The 19,152-nt window shown below is 41.2% G+C and carries 14 protein-coding genes; 11 read left to right on the forward strand and 3 right to left on the reverse strand.

Annotation, left to right across the window (positions count from 1 at the left end; all coding sequences use genetic code 11):
• Positions 1–29: 29 nt before the first annotated feature.
• The 3 genes from AACZ88_RS09380 (at position 30) to AACZ88_RS09390 (ending at position 4,223) form a co-directional block, all read left to right on the forward strand.
• On the forward strand, positions 30–1,073 hold the full coding sequence (locus AACZ88_RS09380) for a phosphoglyceromutase (RefSeq protein ID WP_339709199.1): 1,044 nt from the start codon (positions 30–32) through the stop codon (positions 1,071–1,073).
• 9 nt (positions 1,074–1,082) lie between these two features.
• Positions 1,083–3,557 carry a PQQ-binding-like beta-propeller repeat protein gene (locus AACZ88_RS09385; protein WP_339709201.1) on the forward strand — a complete coding sequence of 825 codons (2,475 nt, stop codon included), beginning with the start codon at positions 1,083–1,085 and terminating at the stop codon, positions 3,555–3,557.
• A gap of 108 nt (positions 3,558–3,665) precedes the next feature.
• Positions 3,666–4,223 carry an XRE family transcriptional regulator gene (locus AACZ88_RS09390; RefSeq protein ID WP_339709203.1) on the forward strand — a complete coding sequence of 186 codons (558 nt, stop codon included), beginning with the start codon at positions 3,666–3,668 and terminating at the stop codon, positions 4,221–4,223.
• Between the two features lie 33 nt (positions 4,224–4,256).
• Here the strand turns inward: AACZ88_RS09390 and AACZ88_RS09395 are convergent, their stop codons facing one another.
• Complete coding sequence (locus tag AACZ88_RS09395; RefSeq protein WP_339709205.1) at positions 4,257–5,624, reverse strand: Gfo/Idh/MocA family oxidoreductase; 1,368 nt, start codon at positions 5,622–5,624, stop codon at positions 4,257–4,259.
• A gap of 343 nt (positions 5,625–5,967) precedes the next feature.
• On the opposite strand from AACZ88_RS09395, the gene AACZ88_RS09400 reads away from it, so the two are divergent.
• From AACZ88_RS09400 to AACZ88_RS09425, 6 genes are all read left to right on the forward strand, one after another.
• Complete coding sequence (locus AACZ88_RS09400; RefSeq protein ID WP_339709207.1) at positions 5,968–8,049, forward strand: thioredoxin domain-containing protein; 2,082 nt, start codon at positions 5,968–5,970, stop codon at positions 8,047–8,049.
• A gap of 130 nt (positions 8,050–8,179) precedes the next feature.
• Positions 8,180–9,898, forward strand: a complete 1,719-nt coding sequence (locus AACZ88_RS09405) for a GMC family oxidoreductase (RefSeq protein ID WP_339709209.1) — start codon at positions 8,180–8,182, stop codon at positions 9,896–9,898.
• Positions 9,899–9,900: 2 nt separating this feature from the next.
• A complete protein-coding gene (locus AACZ88_RS09410) occupies positions 9,901–10,620 on the forward strand; it encodes a gluconate 2-dehydrogenase subunit 3 family protein (protein ID WP_339709313.1) in 720 nt (239 codons plus the stop codon).
• 97 nt (positions 10,621–10,717) lie between these two features.
• Entirely contained in the window at positions 10,718–11,545 is an 828-nt protein-coding gene (locus tag AACZ88_RS09415) for a sugar phosphate isomerase/epimerase (RefSeq protein ID WP_339709211.1), read from the forward strand.
• A gap of 22 nt (positions 11,546–11,567) precedes the next feature.
• A complete protein-coding gene (locus tag AACZ88_RS09420) occupies positions 11,568–12,392 on the forward strand; it encodes a sugar phosphate isomerase/epimerase (RefSeq protein WP_339709213.1) in 825 nt (274 codons plus the stop codon).
• A gap of 127 nt (positions 12,393–12,519) precedes the next feature.
• Positions 12,520–14,142, forward strand: coding sequence for a sulfatase (locus tag AACZ88_RS09425; protein WP_339709215.1), 1,623 nt, complete (start codon positions 12,520–12,522; stop codon positions 14,140–14,142).
• Between the two features lie 162 nt (positions 14,143–14,304).
• On the opposite strand, the gene AACZ88_RS09430 is transcribed toward AACZ88_RS09425, so the two are convergent.
• Complete coding sequence (locus AACZ88_RS09430; RefSeq protein ID WP_339709217.1) at positions 14,305–15,282, reverse strand: sugar phosphate isomerase/epimerase; 978 nt, start codon at positions 15,280–15,282, stop codon at positions 14,305–14,307.
• 96 nt (positions 15,283–15,378) lie between these two features.
• Positions 15,379–17,163 carry an arylsulfatase gene (locus AACZ88_RS09435; protein WP_339709219.1) on the reverse strand — a complete coding sequence of 595 codons (1,785 nt, stop codon included), beginning with the start codon at positions 17,161–17,163 and terminating at the stop codon, positions 15,379–15,381.
• Between the two features lie 262 nt (positions 17,164–17,425).
• On the opposite strand from AACZ88_RS09435, the gene AACZ88_RS09440 reads away from it, so the two are divergent.
• Together AACZ88_RS09440 and AACZ88_RS09445 are read left to right on the forward strand one after the other, a co-directional pair.
• On the forward strand, positions 17,426–18,148 hold the full coding sequence (locus tag AACZ88_RS09440) for a M15 family metallopeptidase (RefSeq protein ID WP_339709221.1): 723 nt from the start codon (positions 17,426–17,428) through the stop codon (positions 18,146–18,148).
• Between the two features lie 58 nt (positions 18,149–18,206).
• Positions 18,207–19,130, forward strand: a complete 924-nt coding sequence (locus tag AACZ88_RS09445; protein ID WP_339709223.1) for an alpha/beta hydrolase — start codon at positions 18,207–18,209, stop codon at positions 19,128–19,130.
• Positions 19,131–19,152: the final 22 nt, after the last annotated feature.

A 19,152-nucleotide genomic window follows, 5' to 3' on the forward strand; every position in this document is an offset into this window, starting at 1 on the left:
ATAATAACTCCATTACAGAATTGTAAATTATGAAAATTAAATTGTTGCTCCATATTATTTTGCTTGGTTTTGGTGTAACCGCTCAGCATAGTAAGGCAGAAAATATTATCCTTATTTCTGTTGATGGTCTCCGTTGGCAAGAGGTTTTTGAAGGGCCAGATCCGCTCTTGAACAAAGACAAGAAGTACTGGTCCGAAACGGCATTGAACGCGCGTCAAAAATTAATGCCTTTCTTTTGGGAAACGATAGCAGGTCAGGGACAACTTTATGGTAATCGAAAGCTAGGTAACAAGGTTAACCTGAGAAACGAATATTGGTTTTCCTATCCCGGGCGTAGTGAAACGCTATGTGGGTATTACGACCCAAAAGTTGACTCCAACGGTTATCCAAACAACCCAAACGAAAATGTGCTTGAATTTTTTAATCGACAAGACGGCTATATGGGTAAAGTTGTCACTTTTGCGTCTTGGGATGCCCTGGGCAGAATATTGAACCGAGATCGCAATGGCATGTTGGTCAACCTGCCGGGTGAGGATGTAGAAGGAGATGGCCTTACCCAAGCACAGCAATTGGCTAATGAAATACAACATTTTGTACTAGAATATTTTGGGGAATGTAGGCCTGATGCGATAACTTTCGCCTTGGCTAAGGCCTATATGCAGGCCAAGCACCCAAAGGTCGTGCATATCGATTTTGCCGACACGGATAATTACGGGCATTCAGGGGATTACAATAATTATTTGGATGCGGCACATTTCATTGATGGAATGATCGCCAATCTATGGGAGACGGTTCAAAACGATTCGTTTTACAAGAATAAGACGGCCATCTTGGTCTACCCTGACCACGGCAGGGGAATTGGCGAAAAATGGACAGGACATGGAACAAGTGCACCCCGTAGTGATGAAACATGGCTCGTGGCGCTGGGTCCGAACATAGCGCATCTCGGCGAAGTATCCGATGAAGGTCAAATTTATCAAGATCGCATTGCACAAACGGCTGCCAGTTTATTAGGGATGTTCTTTAAGGCCAACCATCCTGTTGGAGAAAAAATTCAAGGCATCACAGAGTAAGTACATTTCATGATAAGCAGACCGGTTTTTCTATTTTTTGTTTTTGTTCTGGCACACTGTGCCATGGAAGCCCAACTGAAGGGGATTGTTTTTGTTGATTCCAATGAAAATGGTATCAAAGATGATGGTGAGGCTGCAATGGCCAATGCCGTTGTTTCCGATGGCTATAGTGTAGTGCGTTCGGATCGTAATGGCAATTTTAAACTTCCTGGCTGGAAAAAGCAACGTTTCGTTACGCTTTATGTTGGCGCCGATTTTACCACGAATAAGCGGTTTATTCCTATTTCTCCGGAAACTGGCAGATATGATTTCCCGGTGCTGCCAAAGAAAAAAAAGGAGCATACGAGTTTTGTACATATTTCTGATACGGAAACCTTTGAATATGGTAATTGGGTCGATAATTTAAAGAAGTATGTCAGGGTACATAAGCCTGATTTTATCGTTCACACGGGTGATATCTGTTACCGTTCAGGAATGTTATGGCACGCCAATAACCTTACTGAAAAGGAAGTGGGCGTTCCTGTATATTATTGCTTAGGGAACCATGACTTGGTAAAGGGAGATTACGGCGAACAGTTCTTTGAAGAACAATTTGGCCCTGCATGGTATGCTTTTGAGGAAGGCAATGCGCTATATGTGATAACCCCAATGATGGGAGGTGACTTTCCACCTAGTTTTGACCATAATGACATTGGAGGTTGGCTGCAAAACCTTTTGCAGGTCTACCCAAGTAATCAGCCTAAAATGTTCTTTAACCATGACCTTTTAACCGATGGCGATAGCTTTGTTTTCAAAAAGAACGAAAAAGAGTCTATCATTTTGGAGGATTATGGTTTAAAATCTTGGTTTTTTGGTCATTGGCATATCAATAGGGCAAAATCACATGGGTTGTCGGGCGTTATCTCTTATAGCACCGCCACTATTTCCCAAGGTGGGATCGACCATTCCCCATCAAGTTTTCGAGCGGTCGATGTTGACACCGACGGAAATACGGCCACCAAACTTCGGTGGAGTTTTGTTGAAAAGCAAATACATATTGTTAGTCCCCAGAATCAAGAGGCCGTGCTGAATGCAACCGGAAAAATTGATTTCTCCCTTAATGTTTATGACAGTGGTGCTGAAGTTGATAGTGTTCGGTATAGTGTCTGGGGAGAAGAGGGATTCGGATGGGAAACCGCATTGGAAAAATCCCGTTGGAAATCTATGGAAAAAGCCTCTGATTGGAATTGGAGGGCTACTTTTGATCCAGATGGACAAAGTAAATTTCAAGTTGTGGTAGATGCTTTTTTACATAGTGGAGAGGTTTTGCATAAAAAGGCGGATTTTAGTGTTGATTCAAGAACTAAAATAGAAGTATCAAATGGTGAGTGGGCAAATTTAGGCGGAAACAAAGAACACCATGCTGTTGTTAAAGGCGATTTATCTGCACCCTATCGAATGGAGTGGACAGCTAACTTGGGAAGTAATATATACATGAGCTCTCCTGTTTTTAAAGACAATTATCTGCTATCGGCAGGGTTTGATGATAGTAATGCCTCCAATTGTTTTATTGTTTGCAACGACGCTTCCAACGGTCAGGAAAAATGGAGATTCAAGACCAAAAATGGCATTAAGAATCAAATGGTCATCGCCCAAAACACCGTTATTGCCACCGATATGTTAGGATATACCTATGCCCTTGATATTCCTTCGGGAAAACTAAAATGGCAAAGAGACCTGGGGTATAATAGGTTACCTGGGTTTATTACTGGCCTGGTTACCGACGGTGAAGTGGTTTATACCGGTTTTGGAGAATCACTCTCGGCCTTAAATGTCACAAATGGTCAGGTTATCTGGAAGAATACCTCATGGACCGGTGGTGAGGGAACCACCCCGACCATGACCATTGCCGATGATGTGCTTATCGTTTCGAAGCATTGGGGTGCCATATATGCACATGACAGACTGACGGGGGCATTATTGTGGTCTAGAAGTGACGATGGACTGCGTTTTCGTGATGGGGTTTTGACGTATGTCGATGGTTTTCTCTGGGTGGCCGAGCGACAAAAACTACATAAAATAGATTTGAGAACTGGAGAAACAGTTCAAGAGTTGATTTCAGGAATGCAACATACAGGTACCTCGGCTCCGATAGTGTTTCATGATAAGGTGATTTTAGCAAGTTCACATCCCGGTGTGGCTTCGTTTGATAGGGAGACAGGGGAAAAGCAATGGCAATTTGAAGTCGACAGTCCACTTTTTTATACGCCTTCATATTTTTCCGATGACCAACAAAGTGTAGAAAGTACTCCTATTTTGGTTGGAAAACATTTAATTTTTGGAGCAATGGACGGAAAAGTTTATATCATCGACCATACTACAGGTAGATTGGTTTGGCAGACTAAATTGGGCGCACCGGTAATCACTTCGGCAGCTATTGCCGATCAAGGTTTTTATATTTGTGATTTTGCCGGAAATATTTATTATTTTACATCTTTACTATAGAATATCTCAAAGATTTTCCCTTTTTTTATACAAAAAAATAAATGTTTATTTTTGTCTTGAAAATAAATTAGAGATATCTAAGTGTCTTGCAACCAACCAGTAAAATAAATGGACGATATATTAATCAATATAGGAAGACAGTTGAAGCTGGCCCGCCAAAAGAGAGATTTGACCTTGCAACAGGTTGCGAGAAGAACTGGTGTTAGTGCCGGGCTAATTTCAAAAATCGAGAACCTAAGAACGACACCTTCGTTACCGGTACTTTTAAAAATAATGCAAACATTGAGTATCGACCTTTCCGAATTGGATCTTTCTTCCAATATCAGTGGTAACTATATTCATGTGAAAAATGGTCAGGGCACCAAAGAAGATAGAGAAGATTCTAAAAATCTAGAATATACCCATTTACTTTCCAGTACTACGTCAGATAATAGTCTCCGCGTATATATTGTTGACGTAGCACCGGGATCTTATCGAAAACCTATTTCCACCAACGCCAATGAACTGGCATATGTACTTAGTGGCCAACTGACCTACATGATAAAAAAGGATAATGTATACCTCGAAAAGGGAGATTTATTATTTTTTGACGGTTCGGTACCGCATGGCTTATCGAATGAAAGCGATAGCCCAGCTATTTTATTAAAAATTTATCTGTTGAATTGAGAAAAATTCCCTTCCTATAAAAAATTAGCAAAGTTAAGATTTATCCGGGTGCACCCATGGCCCGCGATAGTCGCGTTTCAATAATTGGGTCGCCTCTTCATCATCAATAATAATCTTATTTTTTGGGTCGTATACCAATGGTCTTTTGGTTTGCATTGCCAAGTTGGCCAAGATACAACTGGCGGTGGAAATATGACCTTCTTCGATATCGGCGACTGGCCTTGTTCCATTTTCAATGGCGTTTAGAAAATCGATCATGTGCAAACGTGTAGCAGGTGCTGCATTTAGTTCAATATCTTTTTCGGTAAGGTCTTCAGGGTATTTTTCCTTTTCGTACAAGACGTCAAAATGTATGGGGTCTCCGCCTCCATGAGGTACAAAATCTGCTTTCATGGTGCTCCCGGACAATGTTCCTTTTTCTCCGTACAACTTAAATGACCATGGGTATTCGGGATCTGCCGGTGTGCCCCAGGTGCGATGATTCCAAACACAATTAAGCTCCTCGTATTCGAAAATAGCGGTTTGGGTATCCGCGATATTCGATTTGCTTTCCTTTTGTACGTAAATTCCACCTGTGGCACTAATTCGTTTCGGCCATCCGAGATCTAACATCCATCGAACCGTATCCAGCATATGTACACACATGTCTCCAGTAATACCATTGCCGTACTCCATAAAGGCACGCCACCAACGCCTATGGGGTAGTCCGTCGTAAGGGCGAAGAGGTGCAGGGCCTGTCCACATATCGTAATCGAAATACTCGGGAACCGGTTGTACCGAAGGATTATCATTAGCCCGCATATGGTAATAACAGCACATTTCAACATGCGATATTTTGCCCAAAAGACCGCCCTCAACGATTTGTTTTTTTACGTCGATCAAATGGGGCGTACTTTTTCGCTGTGTACCAACTTGAACCACTTTATTGTATTTTCGAGCGGCAGCAACCATGGCTTCTCCTTCCAGTACATCAACGCTAATAGGTTTTTGTACGTACACATGCGCTCCGGCTTTCAGGGCATCGATACATTGTAAGGCGTGCCAATGGTCAGGAGACCCTATAAGCACGATATCCAAATCTTTTTTTGCCAACATTTTGCGATAATCGGAATACAATTTTGGTTTTTTACCCGACTTCTGTCGCTTGCTGACCAATTCGGCAGCTTCGGTCAATAAGTGCTCGTCAACATCACAAAGTGAGATTACTTCGACATCGGCGACCTGAATAAGTCGAAAAAGATCGCTTTTGCCATACCATCCCGTTCCTATTAGTCCGACACGCCATGTTTTTTTTGGTAATTCAAAATCGAGACCATATGCTCCGAAAGAAGATAACACCATGGCTGCGCTGGTGCCTTTTATAAATTTTCTTCGATCGAAATGAATTTTTGAGTCCTCCATAATTTGCTTTTGTTGTTGGTTGAATCTAATTGACGCAATTTTATACGACTTCTCGAAGCTGCAATAAAATTACATTTGAAAGGCATAAGTTAACAAATGATTCTTTATTGGTGAAACACTATTTGTGCAATTTCTAAGTGTTAAAAAATGTAAGGAATAACTATAGCGCCAATTTCGATTCTTAGTGTTGGTGTCCCGAATTTATTACCATACAGCTGTCTAAACTTTCCCATGCGGTGTCTGTCAATCGCGTAATTCTTACTGTTGCCATAAAAGAAGTATTTTAGCAAGATTAATCGCTATGATAAAAGTTATGCCATATAAAACATCTAATCCAAGTATAATGAAGGCTACCATATTATCGCTGCTGTTTTTGTTCTCATGCAAAGAGAATACGGGACAACAGGATTCTGAGCATAGATATACCAATGCCCTGATTAATGAGACCAGTCCTTATCTTTTGCAACATGCGCACAACCCCGTAAACTGGCAACCCTGGAGCCAAGAGGCATTGGATACTGCAAAAAAGGAAAATAAATTGGTACTGGTAAGTATTGGGTATTCGTCATGCCATTGGTGCCATGTTATGGAAGAAGAGACCTTTGAGGATGAGGCCATTGCCAATATTATGAATGAAAATTTTATTAATATCAAGGTAGACCGTGAAGAACGACCTGATGTCGACCATGTTTATATGACCGCTTTGCAATTGATAAAAGGAAATGGAGGTTGGCCACTGAATATGATTGTATTGCCAAATGGCAAACCGCTGTACGGTGGTACATATCACACCAACGAGCAGTGGGGCGAGGTGCTTACAAAAGTGAGTGAATTGTATAAGAACGACCCTAAAAAAGCGGGGGAGTATGCCGATATGGTTGCTGCGGGCATTGCAGAAGCCAATATGATAGAGCCGACGGATAATAAAGGTATGTTGACCCAAAATACGTTGGATGAAAGTGTTGATCTCTGGTCAGAAAACTGGGATTTGGAGTGGGGTGGTGACAAGGGAACCCAAAAATTTATGTTGCCTGGTAATCTTGATTTTCTTATCGACTATGAAAAAATAAGCGGTAGTGAAAAAACAAGAATACATGTTAAGAATACGTTGGACAAGATAGCCCAAGGCGGTGTATACGACCATCTTGCCGGTGGATTTTTCAGATACAGTACCGATCAGCACTGGAAGGTGCCCCATTTTGAAAAGATGCTTTATGACAATGCACAATTGTTAAGCTTATATGCAAAGGCTTATTTAACATTCGAAGAACCGGCCTATAAAAAAATAGTTTCACAGACGGTGGCCTTTTTAGATCGGGAAATGAAAAACCCTGAAGGAGGATATTATGCGGCCATTGATGCCGACAGTGAAGGAGAAGAAGGGAAATTTTATGTATGGACGGAGACGGAATTAAAAGCTGTTTTAACCGAAGATTTTGAATTGTTCGCGAAGTATTACCACATACAGCCTGATCATGTTTGGGAAGACGGCAAGTACGTCTTGTATCGAACAATGACCGACAAAGAATTTATAAAGGAAAACAATATAGAACGAACCGAGCTGGAAACTTTTAAGAGTCGTGTGAACGACTTGCTCTTGCAGGCGAGGGAAAAACGTGTGCGCCCAGGTACTGATGATAAAATTCTAACTTCTTGGAATGCCCTATTGATTAATGGTTTTGTTGATGCGTATAAAGCATTTGGAGAAAAGGAATTTCTTGAGAAGGCCAAATCGGTTTTTACTTTTGTAAAGGAAAGAAGTTTTCAAAATGGACACCTCCGTCATTCATATAAGGAAGGAGACAAACGAACTGATGGTTTTTTAGAAGATTATGCCTATATGATCGATGCTTCTCTCAATTTATATCAGGCGACCATGGATGATGACTATTTGAATTTTGCGGAAGAATTGTACGGTATTACTGAAAAAGAGTATTCAGATCCGGCTTCTGGTATGTTTCATTATAGTAATAGTGCAGAACTTGTTGCCAAGATCATAAAAACTGATGACGGGGTATTACCTTCTCCCAATGCCGTAATGGCCCATAATTTATTTCAACTGGGGCATATTCAATATAACAGGGATTTATGGGCCAAATCGGAATCGATGCTTTCATCAATGGTGCCTTTGGCAAGCCAACATGCCCAGAGTTATTATAAATGGAATGCCCTATTGCAAAACATAGCCTTTCCATATTTCGAAATTGCCGTAGTTGGTAAAAATGCCCCTGCGCTTATTCAGAAAATCAACAAACTGAACTTGTCGAATGCCTTGGTGGTAGGTAGTTTGACAGCAAGTGAATTACCATTGTTCAAAGGCAGGTACGTTGAAGATGAGACCTTCATCTATGTTTGCCAAGACGCCACTTGTAAACTTCCCGTAGCAACGGTGGAGGAGGCATTGGTTCAAATGGATAATTTTTGACCAACGCTTGATTTTGTTTCATTTATCTTACCTTTTGTGTCAAACGGTGAGGAATAGTTAATTGTTTATGGAAAAAAAGGGATTTTTTAGTTTAAATTTCTAATTTAGGCCATCTAAGAAAAATCATATTATGCAAATTAAAGAATCCTCAGAAGTTTATGACGTGATTATCGTCGGTTCAGGTGCGGGTGGCGGCATGGCTACCAAGCAATTGGCCGATGCTGGTTACAATGTTGCCGTGGTTGAGGCGGGTCCGTTTTTTGACCCGGCAGACCCCGTTACAATGACTCAATTAAAATGGCCCTATGATTCGCCTCGACGAGGTGCCGGTACTGACCGGGCTTTTGGAGAATGGGATATGTCTTATGGCGATTGGAAAGTTGATGGAGAACCCTATACTCATGCCGAAGGAACTACCTTCCGTTGGTGGCGTTCTAGAATGCTCGGTGGCCGAACGAACCATTGGGGCAGAATTTCACTCCGTTTTGGACCCAAAGATTTTAAAGGGAAAACCCGTGATGGTCACGGAGAAGATTGGCCGATTGGGTATGACGATGTTAAACCATATTACGATAAAGTAGATAAATTGATCGGGGTTTTTGGTACTAATGAAGGTCTAGAAAATGATCCAGACGGTTTTTTTCTTCCACCACCAAAACCGAGGTTACATGAACTTTTTTATATAAAAGGTGCTAAAAAATCGGGTGTTCCCGTAATTCCTGGTCGACTTTCAATGCTTACCAAGCGTATCAATAATGAGCGGGGGGTTTGTTTTTATTGCGGCCAATGCAACCGGTCGTGCCAGGTATATGCTGATTTCTCTGCGGGTAGTTGCCTTATTTTTCCTGCGCAGAAAAGTGGCGGGAAAGTGAAGATATTTGTAAACTCAATGGTACGTGAAGTGACCACTAATGCCGAAGGAAAAGCTACAGGGGTTTCGTATATTAGCAAAGATGATAGAAAAGAATATAAGTTAAAAGGCAAGGTGGTAGTGCTAGCGGCCTCTGCTTGTAGTTCTGCACGAATTCTTTTAAATAGTAAAAGTAAACAACACCCGAACGGTTTAGGAAATAGTAGTGACTTAGTGGGTAAATATTTGCACGATTCTACAGGGAGTAGTGGTTCGGCATTCGTACCAGGTTTAATGGACCGTGATGTATCTTACAATGAAGATGGGGTAGGGGGCATGCACGTGTATAGCCCTTGGTGGGGTGATAATAAAAATTTAGATTTCCCAAGAGGGTACCACATTGAAGTTTGGGGTGGTATGGGGCAACCCAATTACGGATTCGGATTTGACCAGAGTAATTTTAATAAATTATTAGGTTTGCCCACAGGCGGATATGGCGATAAGCTGCGCGATGAGGTTAAAAAATACTATGGAGCGATTGTAGGCTTTGGTGGTAGAGGTGAAGGTTTGGCGGTAAAAGAAAATTATTGTGAAATTGATCCTACTACAGTTGATGATTATGGTATACCTGTGCTTAAGTTCAATTATAAATGGTCAGATATCGAAGTGCGTCAAGCCAAGCACATGCAGGATACTTTTGAAGAAATTTCACATAATATGGGTGGAATTTATTTAAACAAACCAGGAAAAGATAGAGACTATGGGTTGCATGCCCCGGGTGAAATTATTCACGAAGTGGGTACGACCCGTATGGGCGATGATCCAAAAACGTCGGTAACTAATAAATTTAATCAGTTGCACGATGCAGATAATGTTTTTATCGTAGATGCCGGACCTTTCGTGTCTCAGGCCGATAAGAACTGTACTTGGACAATTTTGGCCTTGTCTTGGAGGGCTTCCGATTATATTATCGAACAATTGAAACAACAAAATATCTAATGATGGACAGAAGAAAGAGTATACAAACGATGATTCTTGGCGCTGGTGCTTCTGCCATCGCCTTTCATGGCTGTAAGCCTGAAGGAGGCGAGACTGTAACACAGGAAGTTGCCGCTGCTACTGATACCCATTACTTTGGTCGAACACCCAAGGAGTTGGAACGTGTTGAGAAATTACACGCAGAACAGCTGTTCAATGAACATGAAATGGAGACCATTGCCGTATTGAGTACTGTAATTCTCCCGCCGAAAGAACCGAATGGCGGGCCTATTGAGGCCGAAGTTCCTGAGTTTATCGAGTTTATCGGTAAAGATATGCCTCAAATGCAAAATACGCTCTTGGGCGGTTTAATGTGGTTAGACCATAAATCAAATACCGATTATGGTGTTGAATTTAAGGCAGCTACTTTAGAGCAGCAAAAGGAAATTTTAGACACCATCTGTTTCCATGACACAGAAAAACCATTGGATGACCAAGCACTGGAAATTCAATTCTTTGCACTTATGCGCAATTTGGTGGTTACCGGTTATTATACATCAAAGGTGGGAATCGCCGACTTGGGGTATAAAGGTAACTCGCCCAATGTATGGGATGGTGTGCCCGATGAAGTACTTAAACAACATGGGGTAGAGTATGACCCGGAATGGATTGCTAAATGTGTGGACCAAAGCAAGCGAAACGAAATCGCCGAATGGGACGAAAACGGCAATTTGTTGACTTAGTAAAATTCTGATTACAATAAATAAAATACTTTCCTTCTATGAAGGGAAGTATTTTGTATTTTAGGGTGTTTTCAATTGAATACTAATTGTTCATCGTATGCGTAGTGCTATAATAGTTCTTTTTTTGCTCCTTTTCGCTATCCATGGGTCCGCTCAAGAAATAGGGCTACAACTTTATAGTTTGCGAAATGAGTTTAAAAAAGACGTTCCTGGCACTTTCGCTAAAATCAAGAGCTGGGGATTCACTAAAGTTGAAGATGGAAACGATGGTGCCCAAGGGTATTCCCTAAAAGAATACAAAGCGCTTTTGGCTAAAAACAACTTGGAAATCGTTAGTGCGAGTGCGCCCTTCGAAGAATTGAAAAATAGTCCCGAAACGGTTCTAAAGAGAGCGAAAGATTATGGGGCGAAATATGTGGTCTGTTTTTGGATTCCGCATAAGGACACCATTTTTACAATCGACGATGTCAAATTGGCCTTGGACGTTTTTAACAAGGCGGGAAAAAAATTGAGGGCCGAAGGTGTTACTTTGGCATATCATCCTCACGGTTATGAGTTTCGCCCTTATGGAGATGCTACTTTGATGGATTACATGATTACAAATTCTGAATATTTTGATTTCGAAATGGATGTATATTGGTTTGCTCACCCTGGGGAAAATCCGGTCGAGTGGTTGAAGAAATATCCGAATGAGTTCAAGCTTATGCATTTGAAGGATTGTAAAAAGGGAGTCGTCGGAAATCAAAACGGCCGATCTGATGTAGACACAAATGTAACCTTGGGTTCAGGCCAGATAAATATTGCTGAAATTGTGACGGAAGCAAAAAAAATGGGGCTTAAGTACTTGTTTATTGAAGATGAATCTACAAGGGTGGTGCAACAAGTGCCCAAAAGTTTGGAATATTTACAAAAACTGGAAGAATAGAAAACCTCTAAATATAACTACTATGGCAAAAACAATAACACTTTTTTGGTTGACCCTGTTTACGATATCGGTCAGTGCCCAAGAAATAGGCATACAGCTTTATAGCCTAAGAAATCAATTTAAGACCGATGTTCCTGGTACTTTGGATATCATTCAATCATGGGGGTTGACCAATCTGGAGGGCGGTGGTACATACGGCCTTTCAAGGGAGGAGTTCAAAGATCAACTAAAAAAGCGGGATTTGGAGGTCGTCAGCGTTGGCGCTTCGTACGACGATTTAAAGAACGGAAAGATTGATGCAATTATTCAAAACGCCAAAGCGTTCGGTGCTAAATATGTTATGTGCGCATGGATTTCTCATGAAGGGAACAAATTTGATATAGCAAAGACAAAAGAGGCTACCGAAGTATTTAATAAAGCGGGCAAACAATTAAAAAAGGAGGGTATAACGTTGGCCTATCATGCCCACGGTTATGAATTTCGGCCGTATAAAGACGGAACATTATTTGATTATATGGCAGAGCATGCCGATCATTTTGCTTTTGAGATGGATGTGTATTGGGTAAAGCATGGTGGTGAAGACCCATTGAGCTTACTGAATAGATATCCGAAAAAATTCGTGCTCCTGCACTTGAAAGATTTAGAAAAAGGGGTGAAGGGCAACAATACAGGACATGAAGATGTTGAGACCAATGTAGTGTTGGGAACCGGTCAGATAGATATTGCGGGCGTTGTCAAACGTGCTAAAGAGTTAGGTGTCGTCAAATATATGTTTATTGAAGACGAATGTTCACGGGTGGTGGAACAAGTGCCACAGAGTTTGAAATTTTTAAGTGGATTGGAATAGCGTACCGTTTTTATAACTTGATTGTTTTCCTGGTATCGATAGCCTGACAGTTTTTGGCTTTATCCACAAATTAAATCGGTTAAATTTATCCTATCTTCTAATATTATCAATGCTATACAACTGATCTATGAAACATTTGACCCTTTTTTTCATTGCATCAATCTTGATGTTAGGCTGTGCGGATAACGATAAAAATCAAATAATTGCATCAACGGAAGAACTCCCGAATATTGTATGGCTCGTCGCTGAGGACCAATCTCCCGACTTTTTTCCAATGTATGGCGATAGCACGATTTCACTTCCTAATTTAGAGGCTTTGGCGAGTGATGGCGTAGTGTTTACGAATGCGTACGCACCTGTTCCCGTATGTGCTCCCACGCGAAGTGGTATTATTACAGGAATGTACCCAACGACCCTTGGTACGCACAATATGCGCACCTACTCCGGAGATAATAGCAACCAAATGCAAATCGGTATCCCCTCTTATTCGCCCGTAGTGCCAAAGGGGACGGTTATGTTTCCGCAGTTATTGCGAAAAAGAGGCTATTATACGTCCAATAATTCTAAAGAAGATTATAATTTTAAAAAACTGGAGTCTGTATGGGATGAGAGCAGTAAGAACGCCCATTGGCGCAACCGTCCGAAAGGCGCTCCTTTTTTCTCCGTTTTCAATTTTATCGTCTGCCACGAATCGGGTATTTGGAAACAACGGGATAGTGAACTTTTTGTAACCCCTGATTCAGTGTCGGTACCTTCCTATTTTCCCGATAACGAAATAATTCGACACGATTTGGCGGTTAACTATAGCAACCTCAAACGGATGGATGATCAGGCCGGAGAGATTATAGCCCAACTCAAAGAAGACGGGCTGTATGATAATACCATCATATTTTTTTACGCGGATCATGGCGGACCTTTCCCAAGACATAAACGTGCACTGTATGAAACCGGAACGAAAGTGCCGTTGGTTATTAAGTTCCCTGAAAACGAAAAGGCCGGGGAACGTAATGACAATTTTATCAATTTTATTGATTTTGCACCTACACTTTTATCTTGGGCAGGTTTAAAACCTCCCAAAACAATGCAAGGAAAAGCGTTGTACGGAAAGTATCGAGATACCTTAAAAAGCAAATACATTTTTACCACTTCCGATCGTTTTGATGGGGTTTACGATCGTTTGCGGGGAGTACGTTCCCAACGTTATAAATACATCAAGAATTTTAATCAGAATATCAGTAACGCGTTGCCGGTAGTATATCGTGAACAAATGCCCATGATGCAAAAAATGAATAAGATGTGGAAAAATGGGGAATTAGACGCAACTCAATCCCTCTGGTTTCGAACCCCAAAACCTGAGGAAGAACTTTATGATCTTCAGAACGATCCCTACGAATTGGAGAATTTGGCTGACAGGGCAGAACTTAGGGATACTTTAAAACATTTGCGTGGTATTTTAAAAGACTGGATAATTGATACTCACGATTTAGGAGTGTATCCTGAAAAAGAGTTACTCGCAAAATGGCTTCCAAAGGGCAAACAATTGAAGTTGGCTCCATTGGAGATGGAAAAAAAGGTGAGTGGTGTTGCATTATACTCCCATAGGCCAGATGCTACGATTCTCTATAAACAGCCCCAAGATTCCGTTTGGCAGTTCTACCGGGAACCATTGCCCGGCGATACTTCGTTTGTCGCTAAAGCGGAGCGAATAGGGTTCGAAGACAGCGATTTGCTGAAATACACGTTAGATTAGCTATAAAACGATATTTTTGTTCTTTTATGAATATTCTTTGTCGACATTAGTTTATTATGGGAAAAATGAAACTGGGAAAATAGTAAAATTCTACTTTTTTTAATAATTGTTTTTGAATGATAATGAAATGTCGCAGCGTATTTAAAATGGCGCAAAATGATTTTATTTCTTTTTAAGTGCGGCTTCAATTACCCGAACGGTGTTTTCGTAGCTTTTCTTTAATATAGTTTCCGCATCCATAGTCGACCAATATTCCTTGTTAAAAAGCTCCACCGAGAAACCACCGCTAAAACCCGCCTCGTACAGTTTGGGGATGACTACGTCGAATGGGCAAATACCTTCACCGGGAAACACTCTGTGTGCGTCCGTTAATGATTCGCGTTCAGGACTTTCGGGATAATCGTTCATATGAATTACCGGAAGGCGCTTTCCATTGAGACAATCGACGGTATCCCAATCATTGCCTCCGCGATATACGTGATAGACATCAAGTAGCATTGTGGCCTTTGGATGGCCCGTAGAAATAACAATATGGGCACAATCTGCCAAATTGTGCAAAGCACCGGCGCCCCAAAGCTCGATAACCGGAGTCACCCCCGTTTCTTGTTCAAGCGCCAGTATAGCATTGTACCTTTGAGCGTATTCATCACACTTTCCGCGGTCAAGGGAAGAGATTCCCTGTACCGGAGCTGCAATATATTTGCCACCTAGACTGGCGGTTATCTGCATTTCCTCCCGCAGTTGATCGATAGCTTCTTTTCGCTCCTCGCGGTCGTCACTGCACCATTTCGAAAAACCAATAATGTTTTCTAAAACGAGATTACCAGTTTCTAGCTTTTTCTTTAGCTGTGCACTACTACCGCCTTTATCCAAATAGGCTTTTATATCCCGCATCCATAATTCAATTCCGTCAAAGCCGGCATCGGCAACCATTTCAATTTGTTTATCGACATCCAATTTATAGGCCATTATTGTTGAAGTGTTCAGGCTTATTCGAAATGGCAGTGTCTTTTTTGGTTGATTGTTATGATAGAATATCTGAGACGAATCATTTTTCGAAAATGCGAAGCCTGTCAAGGCGGCTCCGGAAATTTTTAGACTATTTCCAATTGCTTTTCTTCTAGAAATTTTATGGTTCATAATGGTACTTTGTTTTTTGCAAGAAACCAAAATAAGGAGATTTTGAGTTTATCTTTTTTAGATTCCAATTTTTTATTTGCCGGTTATGGTCTTGAATCAATCTTTACGTTTAAATAACAGGAGGCGTACGTCAACTGCTTCGTTCCCTGTAATAGATAGCGCCTTCAGCGTAAGTTGGCTTTTTCCTTTTTTAAGTGCTATTTCTCCCATTACCATTGGTTTAAAATTTTTGACATATGATTCTATACGGGGGTCACGATCATTTTCCATTCCTTTCAGTGGCGGGTCATGTGTTTCTGTTATTATTGTGGTCAAGTGGGTTTTTCCATGGGAAAGCTGTAATGTCGCACCCACATTTTTTTCTTTACAGGTATAATAGAGCTGAACGTCGAATACACCATCGGCTAGAACATCTACATTCCAGGTAATCGAGTCATTTACACTTTTCCAGTTCGTAAAAAAGGTATCGTTCGGGTGGCGGTTACTTCGTTCAATATTTCCATGGGGAATACCGTCACGTGCCGGAATTTGCGTATATGCATAGTCGGGATGACCCAAGGTCAAGGGCCTTTCCTCATCTGTCTTTTTGCTGGGCGGAATTGTTGTTAACCAATGGATTTTGGCTTTTTTTAGTGAATCGGAAACATCAGGAAATTCACCAGATACATCAAAGGTTTGACCAATATCATTGGCCATGTCGTAGAGGCGATCGTCGGTGTCTAAACGGTAGCGCTGCGAGCGTACACTTGTTTTCCCGTTCCAATGATTATAAATAAGGCGATCGATCCATTTCGTATTCTTCGTAAATAATAGGGGGGCTAGGTTTTTGCCATCAACGGGCTTTTTAGTTTTGACCTTTACGCCGGTCAAGTGGATCAAAGTCGGTAAAATATCAATGGCAGCTGCTATTTGGGGTACGGTGTTTCCTGCCGGGATACTATCCTTCCACTGAATAAAAAAGGGTGCTTTAACGCCCCCTTCATCTGTAGACCCCTTTCTGCCCCGCATGCCACCGTTCCACCGCCAGCCGTTGGGACCATTATCGGAGAGGTAGACAATGATTGTATTTTCCTCTAAACTGAGTTCCTGTATTTTTTTGGTAATACGACCTACGTTAAAATCGATATTCTCGACCATGGCCAAGGCAGCCTTCGTAAAATTTGTATTCTCTTTTTCTTCCCCCTGATAAAGCCTATCGAGCGGTTTGTCTTGAAATCGATTCCAATAGGTATCGGGCACCTGCATTGGGCTATGAGGGGTATTCAAAGGCAAGTATAAAAAGAATGGCGCATCCTTATTTTCGGTCAAAAAAGACAAGGCATGATCGGTAAGGTCGTCGACCAAAAAACCATTTCCCTTTACGATTTGTCCGTTATGTTCGAGCATGGGGCTGAAATAGTTGCCCCAGTGGCCAGAAGCAAATCCGTAGAAATCATCAAAACCCCTTGCATTGGGGTGATAGGGCGGTTGCATGCCATTGTGCCACTTGCCATAGGCCGCAGTACGATATCCGGCATTTTTTAAGACTTCCGCAATAGTCGTCTCCCCAAGGTTTAACCTCTCACCACCTGCGGAAGTAGAATACACCCCTAAGCGGGTAAAATGACGCCCTGTTAATAACTCGGCACGCGTAGGGGAACATACGGGTTGTACGTAAAAGTTTTCGAAAGCAACCCCATTTTGTGCGATGGCATCGATATGTGGTGTTTTGAGATTGGTGTTTCCATTAAAGCTTAAATCTCCCCAACCCTGGTCATCGGCCATGATTAGAATGATGTTGGGTTTTTTATTTGGAGGTTTACTTTCTTTTTTGGGAGATTGACAAGCCCATGTAGAAAGAATTAAAGCGACCGAAAGTATACGTTGAAATAGAACTGACATGGCCTAAAGTTAATCCATATTATTGTGAATCTAATGTTCAGCAAACCAAAATCCTGAATTTTTAGAACTAAAAAAATGTATTATCTTCCAATCGAAATCTTGGGGCTTAGCCAATGAGAAGTTTTGTCTTCTGATTTGTAAAATTAGGAGGTGGAGGTGAATTTTGAAATAGACCAATTATGAACGGAATTAATGTTTTTTTTTTGACATCCTCAAGGGATAGGGGAAAAAGCGGAAATTTGATTATAGAAACAGTAATTTCATGAAGTATTTTTTTACCGGTTTGATAGTCTTATTGATTTTTGGATGTAAAGAGCACCCACCAAAAGAAAAGCAGTCGCCACCACAAGAGGTTTTAAAAAAGGCCCCGGACACCATAATAAATGAAGTTATAATAGCTAAGGCTAAACCTAAGTTCAAATCGTTTGAAGGTTTGGCCGATACCACCTTTGTGCGATTGGCAGATTTTAGTGATGGTTTTGCCTATGACCTACGCTACGCTACGGAAAACAATTTTCTTAATGCCAAAGTATATGATTGTGCCGAATGTTATACCCGTGTAAAAACGGCGAAGGCTTTGTTAAAAGCCAATGCCGAATTCAAAAAAAACGGAGTAAAAATTAAGTTCTATGATTGTTATCGCCCCAATGCAGTACAATATAAAATGTGGGAAATAGTACCGAATCCACAATATGTAGCGAACCCAAAGAAGGGGTCGATTCATAATAGAGGTGGCGCAGTCGATATTACCTTGGTAACTTTAAACGACGAAGAACTGGATATGGGTACCGATTTTGATTTCTTCGGAAAAAAGGCTTACCATGATAATTTAGATTTGCCTCAAAAAATTCTAGATAACCGTAAATTGCTTAAAGAGACTATGGAGCGACATGGGTTTTGGAGTATCAGAACGGAATGGTGGCATTACAACTTATCTTCCGCCAGCAAGGATAAGGTTGCCAATTTCAAATGGAATTGTGATTAAATTGGAGATTGAGATAAACCAACGGTATTTTTTTAATTTTAACAAACAACCAAAATTTATGAAAACAAGGTTCAAGAATAGTTTTATTATCATATTCCTTACTTTTTATGCTATGCAAGCCCAAGATACCATAATGCCGTTATGGCCAAAAAACAAGATTCCCAACCGTATTGAATCGGATGAAAAAGAAGTAAAAAACTACACAAATATTTTGAGGATTGGCAAAGTGCAAGAGCCGACAATAGAGGTATATCTGCCAGCAAAGTCAAATGCCAACGGGCAGGCCATGTTGATTTTTCCGGGTGGTGGGTACGGTATTCTGGCTTATGATTGGGAGGGCACCGATATTGCTAAATTTCTAAACGGAAAAGGTATTGCCGGGATTGTCGTAAAATACCGTTTGCCATCGGATGTCTCTCAAAAAGAAAAACATAATGTTCCATTAATCGATGCTCAGCGTGCTATGCGAATGGTGCGAAGCCAGGCAAAAGATTGGAATATTCTAGAAAATAAAATTGGTATAATAGGTTTCTCAGCCGGAGGACATTTGGCCGCTACCCTCGGTACACATTTTGACGAAAAGGTCTATGAGCGCGTAGATGGGATGGATGATAAAAGTGCGCGCCCCGATTTTATGGCATTAGGATACCCCGTAATAACATTTACGCAAACGACCAAACATTCTGGTTCAGAAAAGAATTTGTTAGGAGAAACGGCCAATTCCGATTTAGAAAAGCATTTTTCGAACGAATTACAAGTCACTGCGGATACTCCGCCGACATTTTTAGTTCATGCGACGGACGATGCCGGCGTACCCGTTGAAAACAGCCTACTGTTTTTCCAAGCCTTAAAAGACAAAGGGGTTTCTGCGACTATGCACATTTATCCCAAAGGGGGACACGGATTCTCCTTGGCGCTTCAAGACAAGCATTTAAGAGGTTGGACGGAACGTTTATTCGAATGGATGGAAAGTTTGGAATAGTTTTTTGGATTTTTATTGAAAA

The sequence above is a fragment of the uncultured Kriegella sp. genome (genome assembly GCF_963975415.1).
Classification (GTDB): domain Bacteria; phylum Bacteroidota; class Bacteroidia; order Flavobacteriales; family Flavobacteriaceae; genus Kriegella.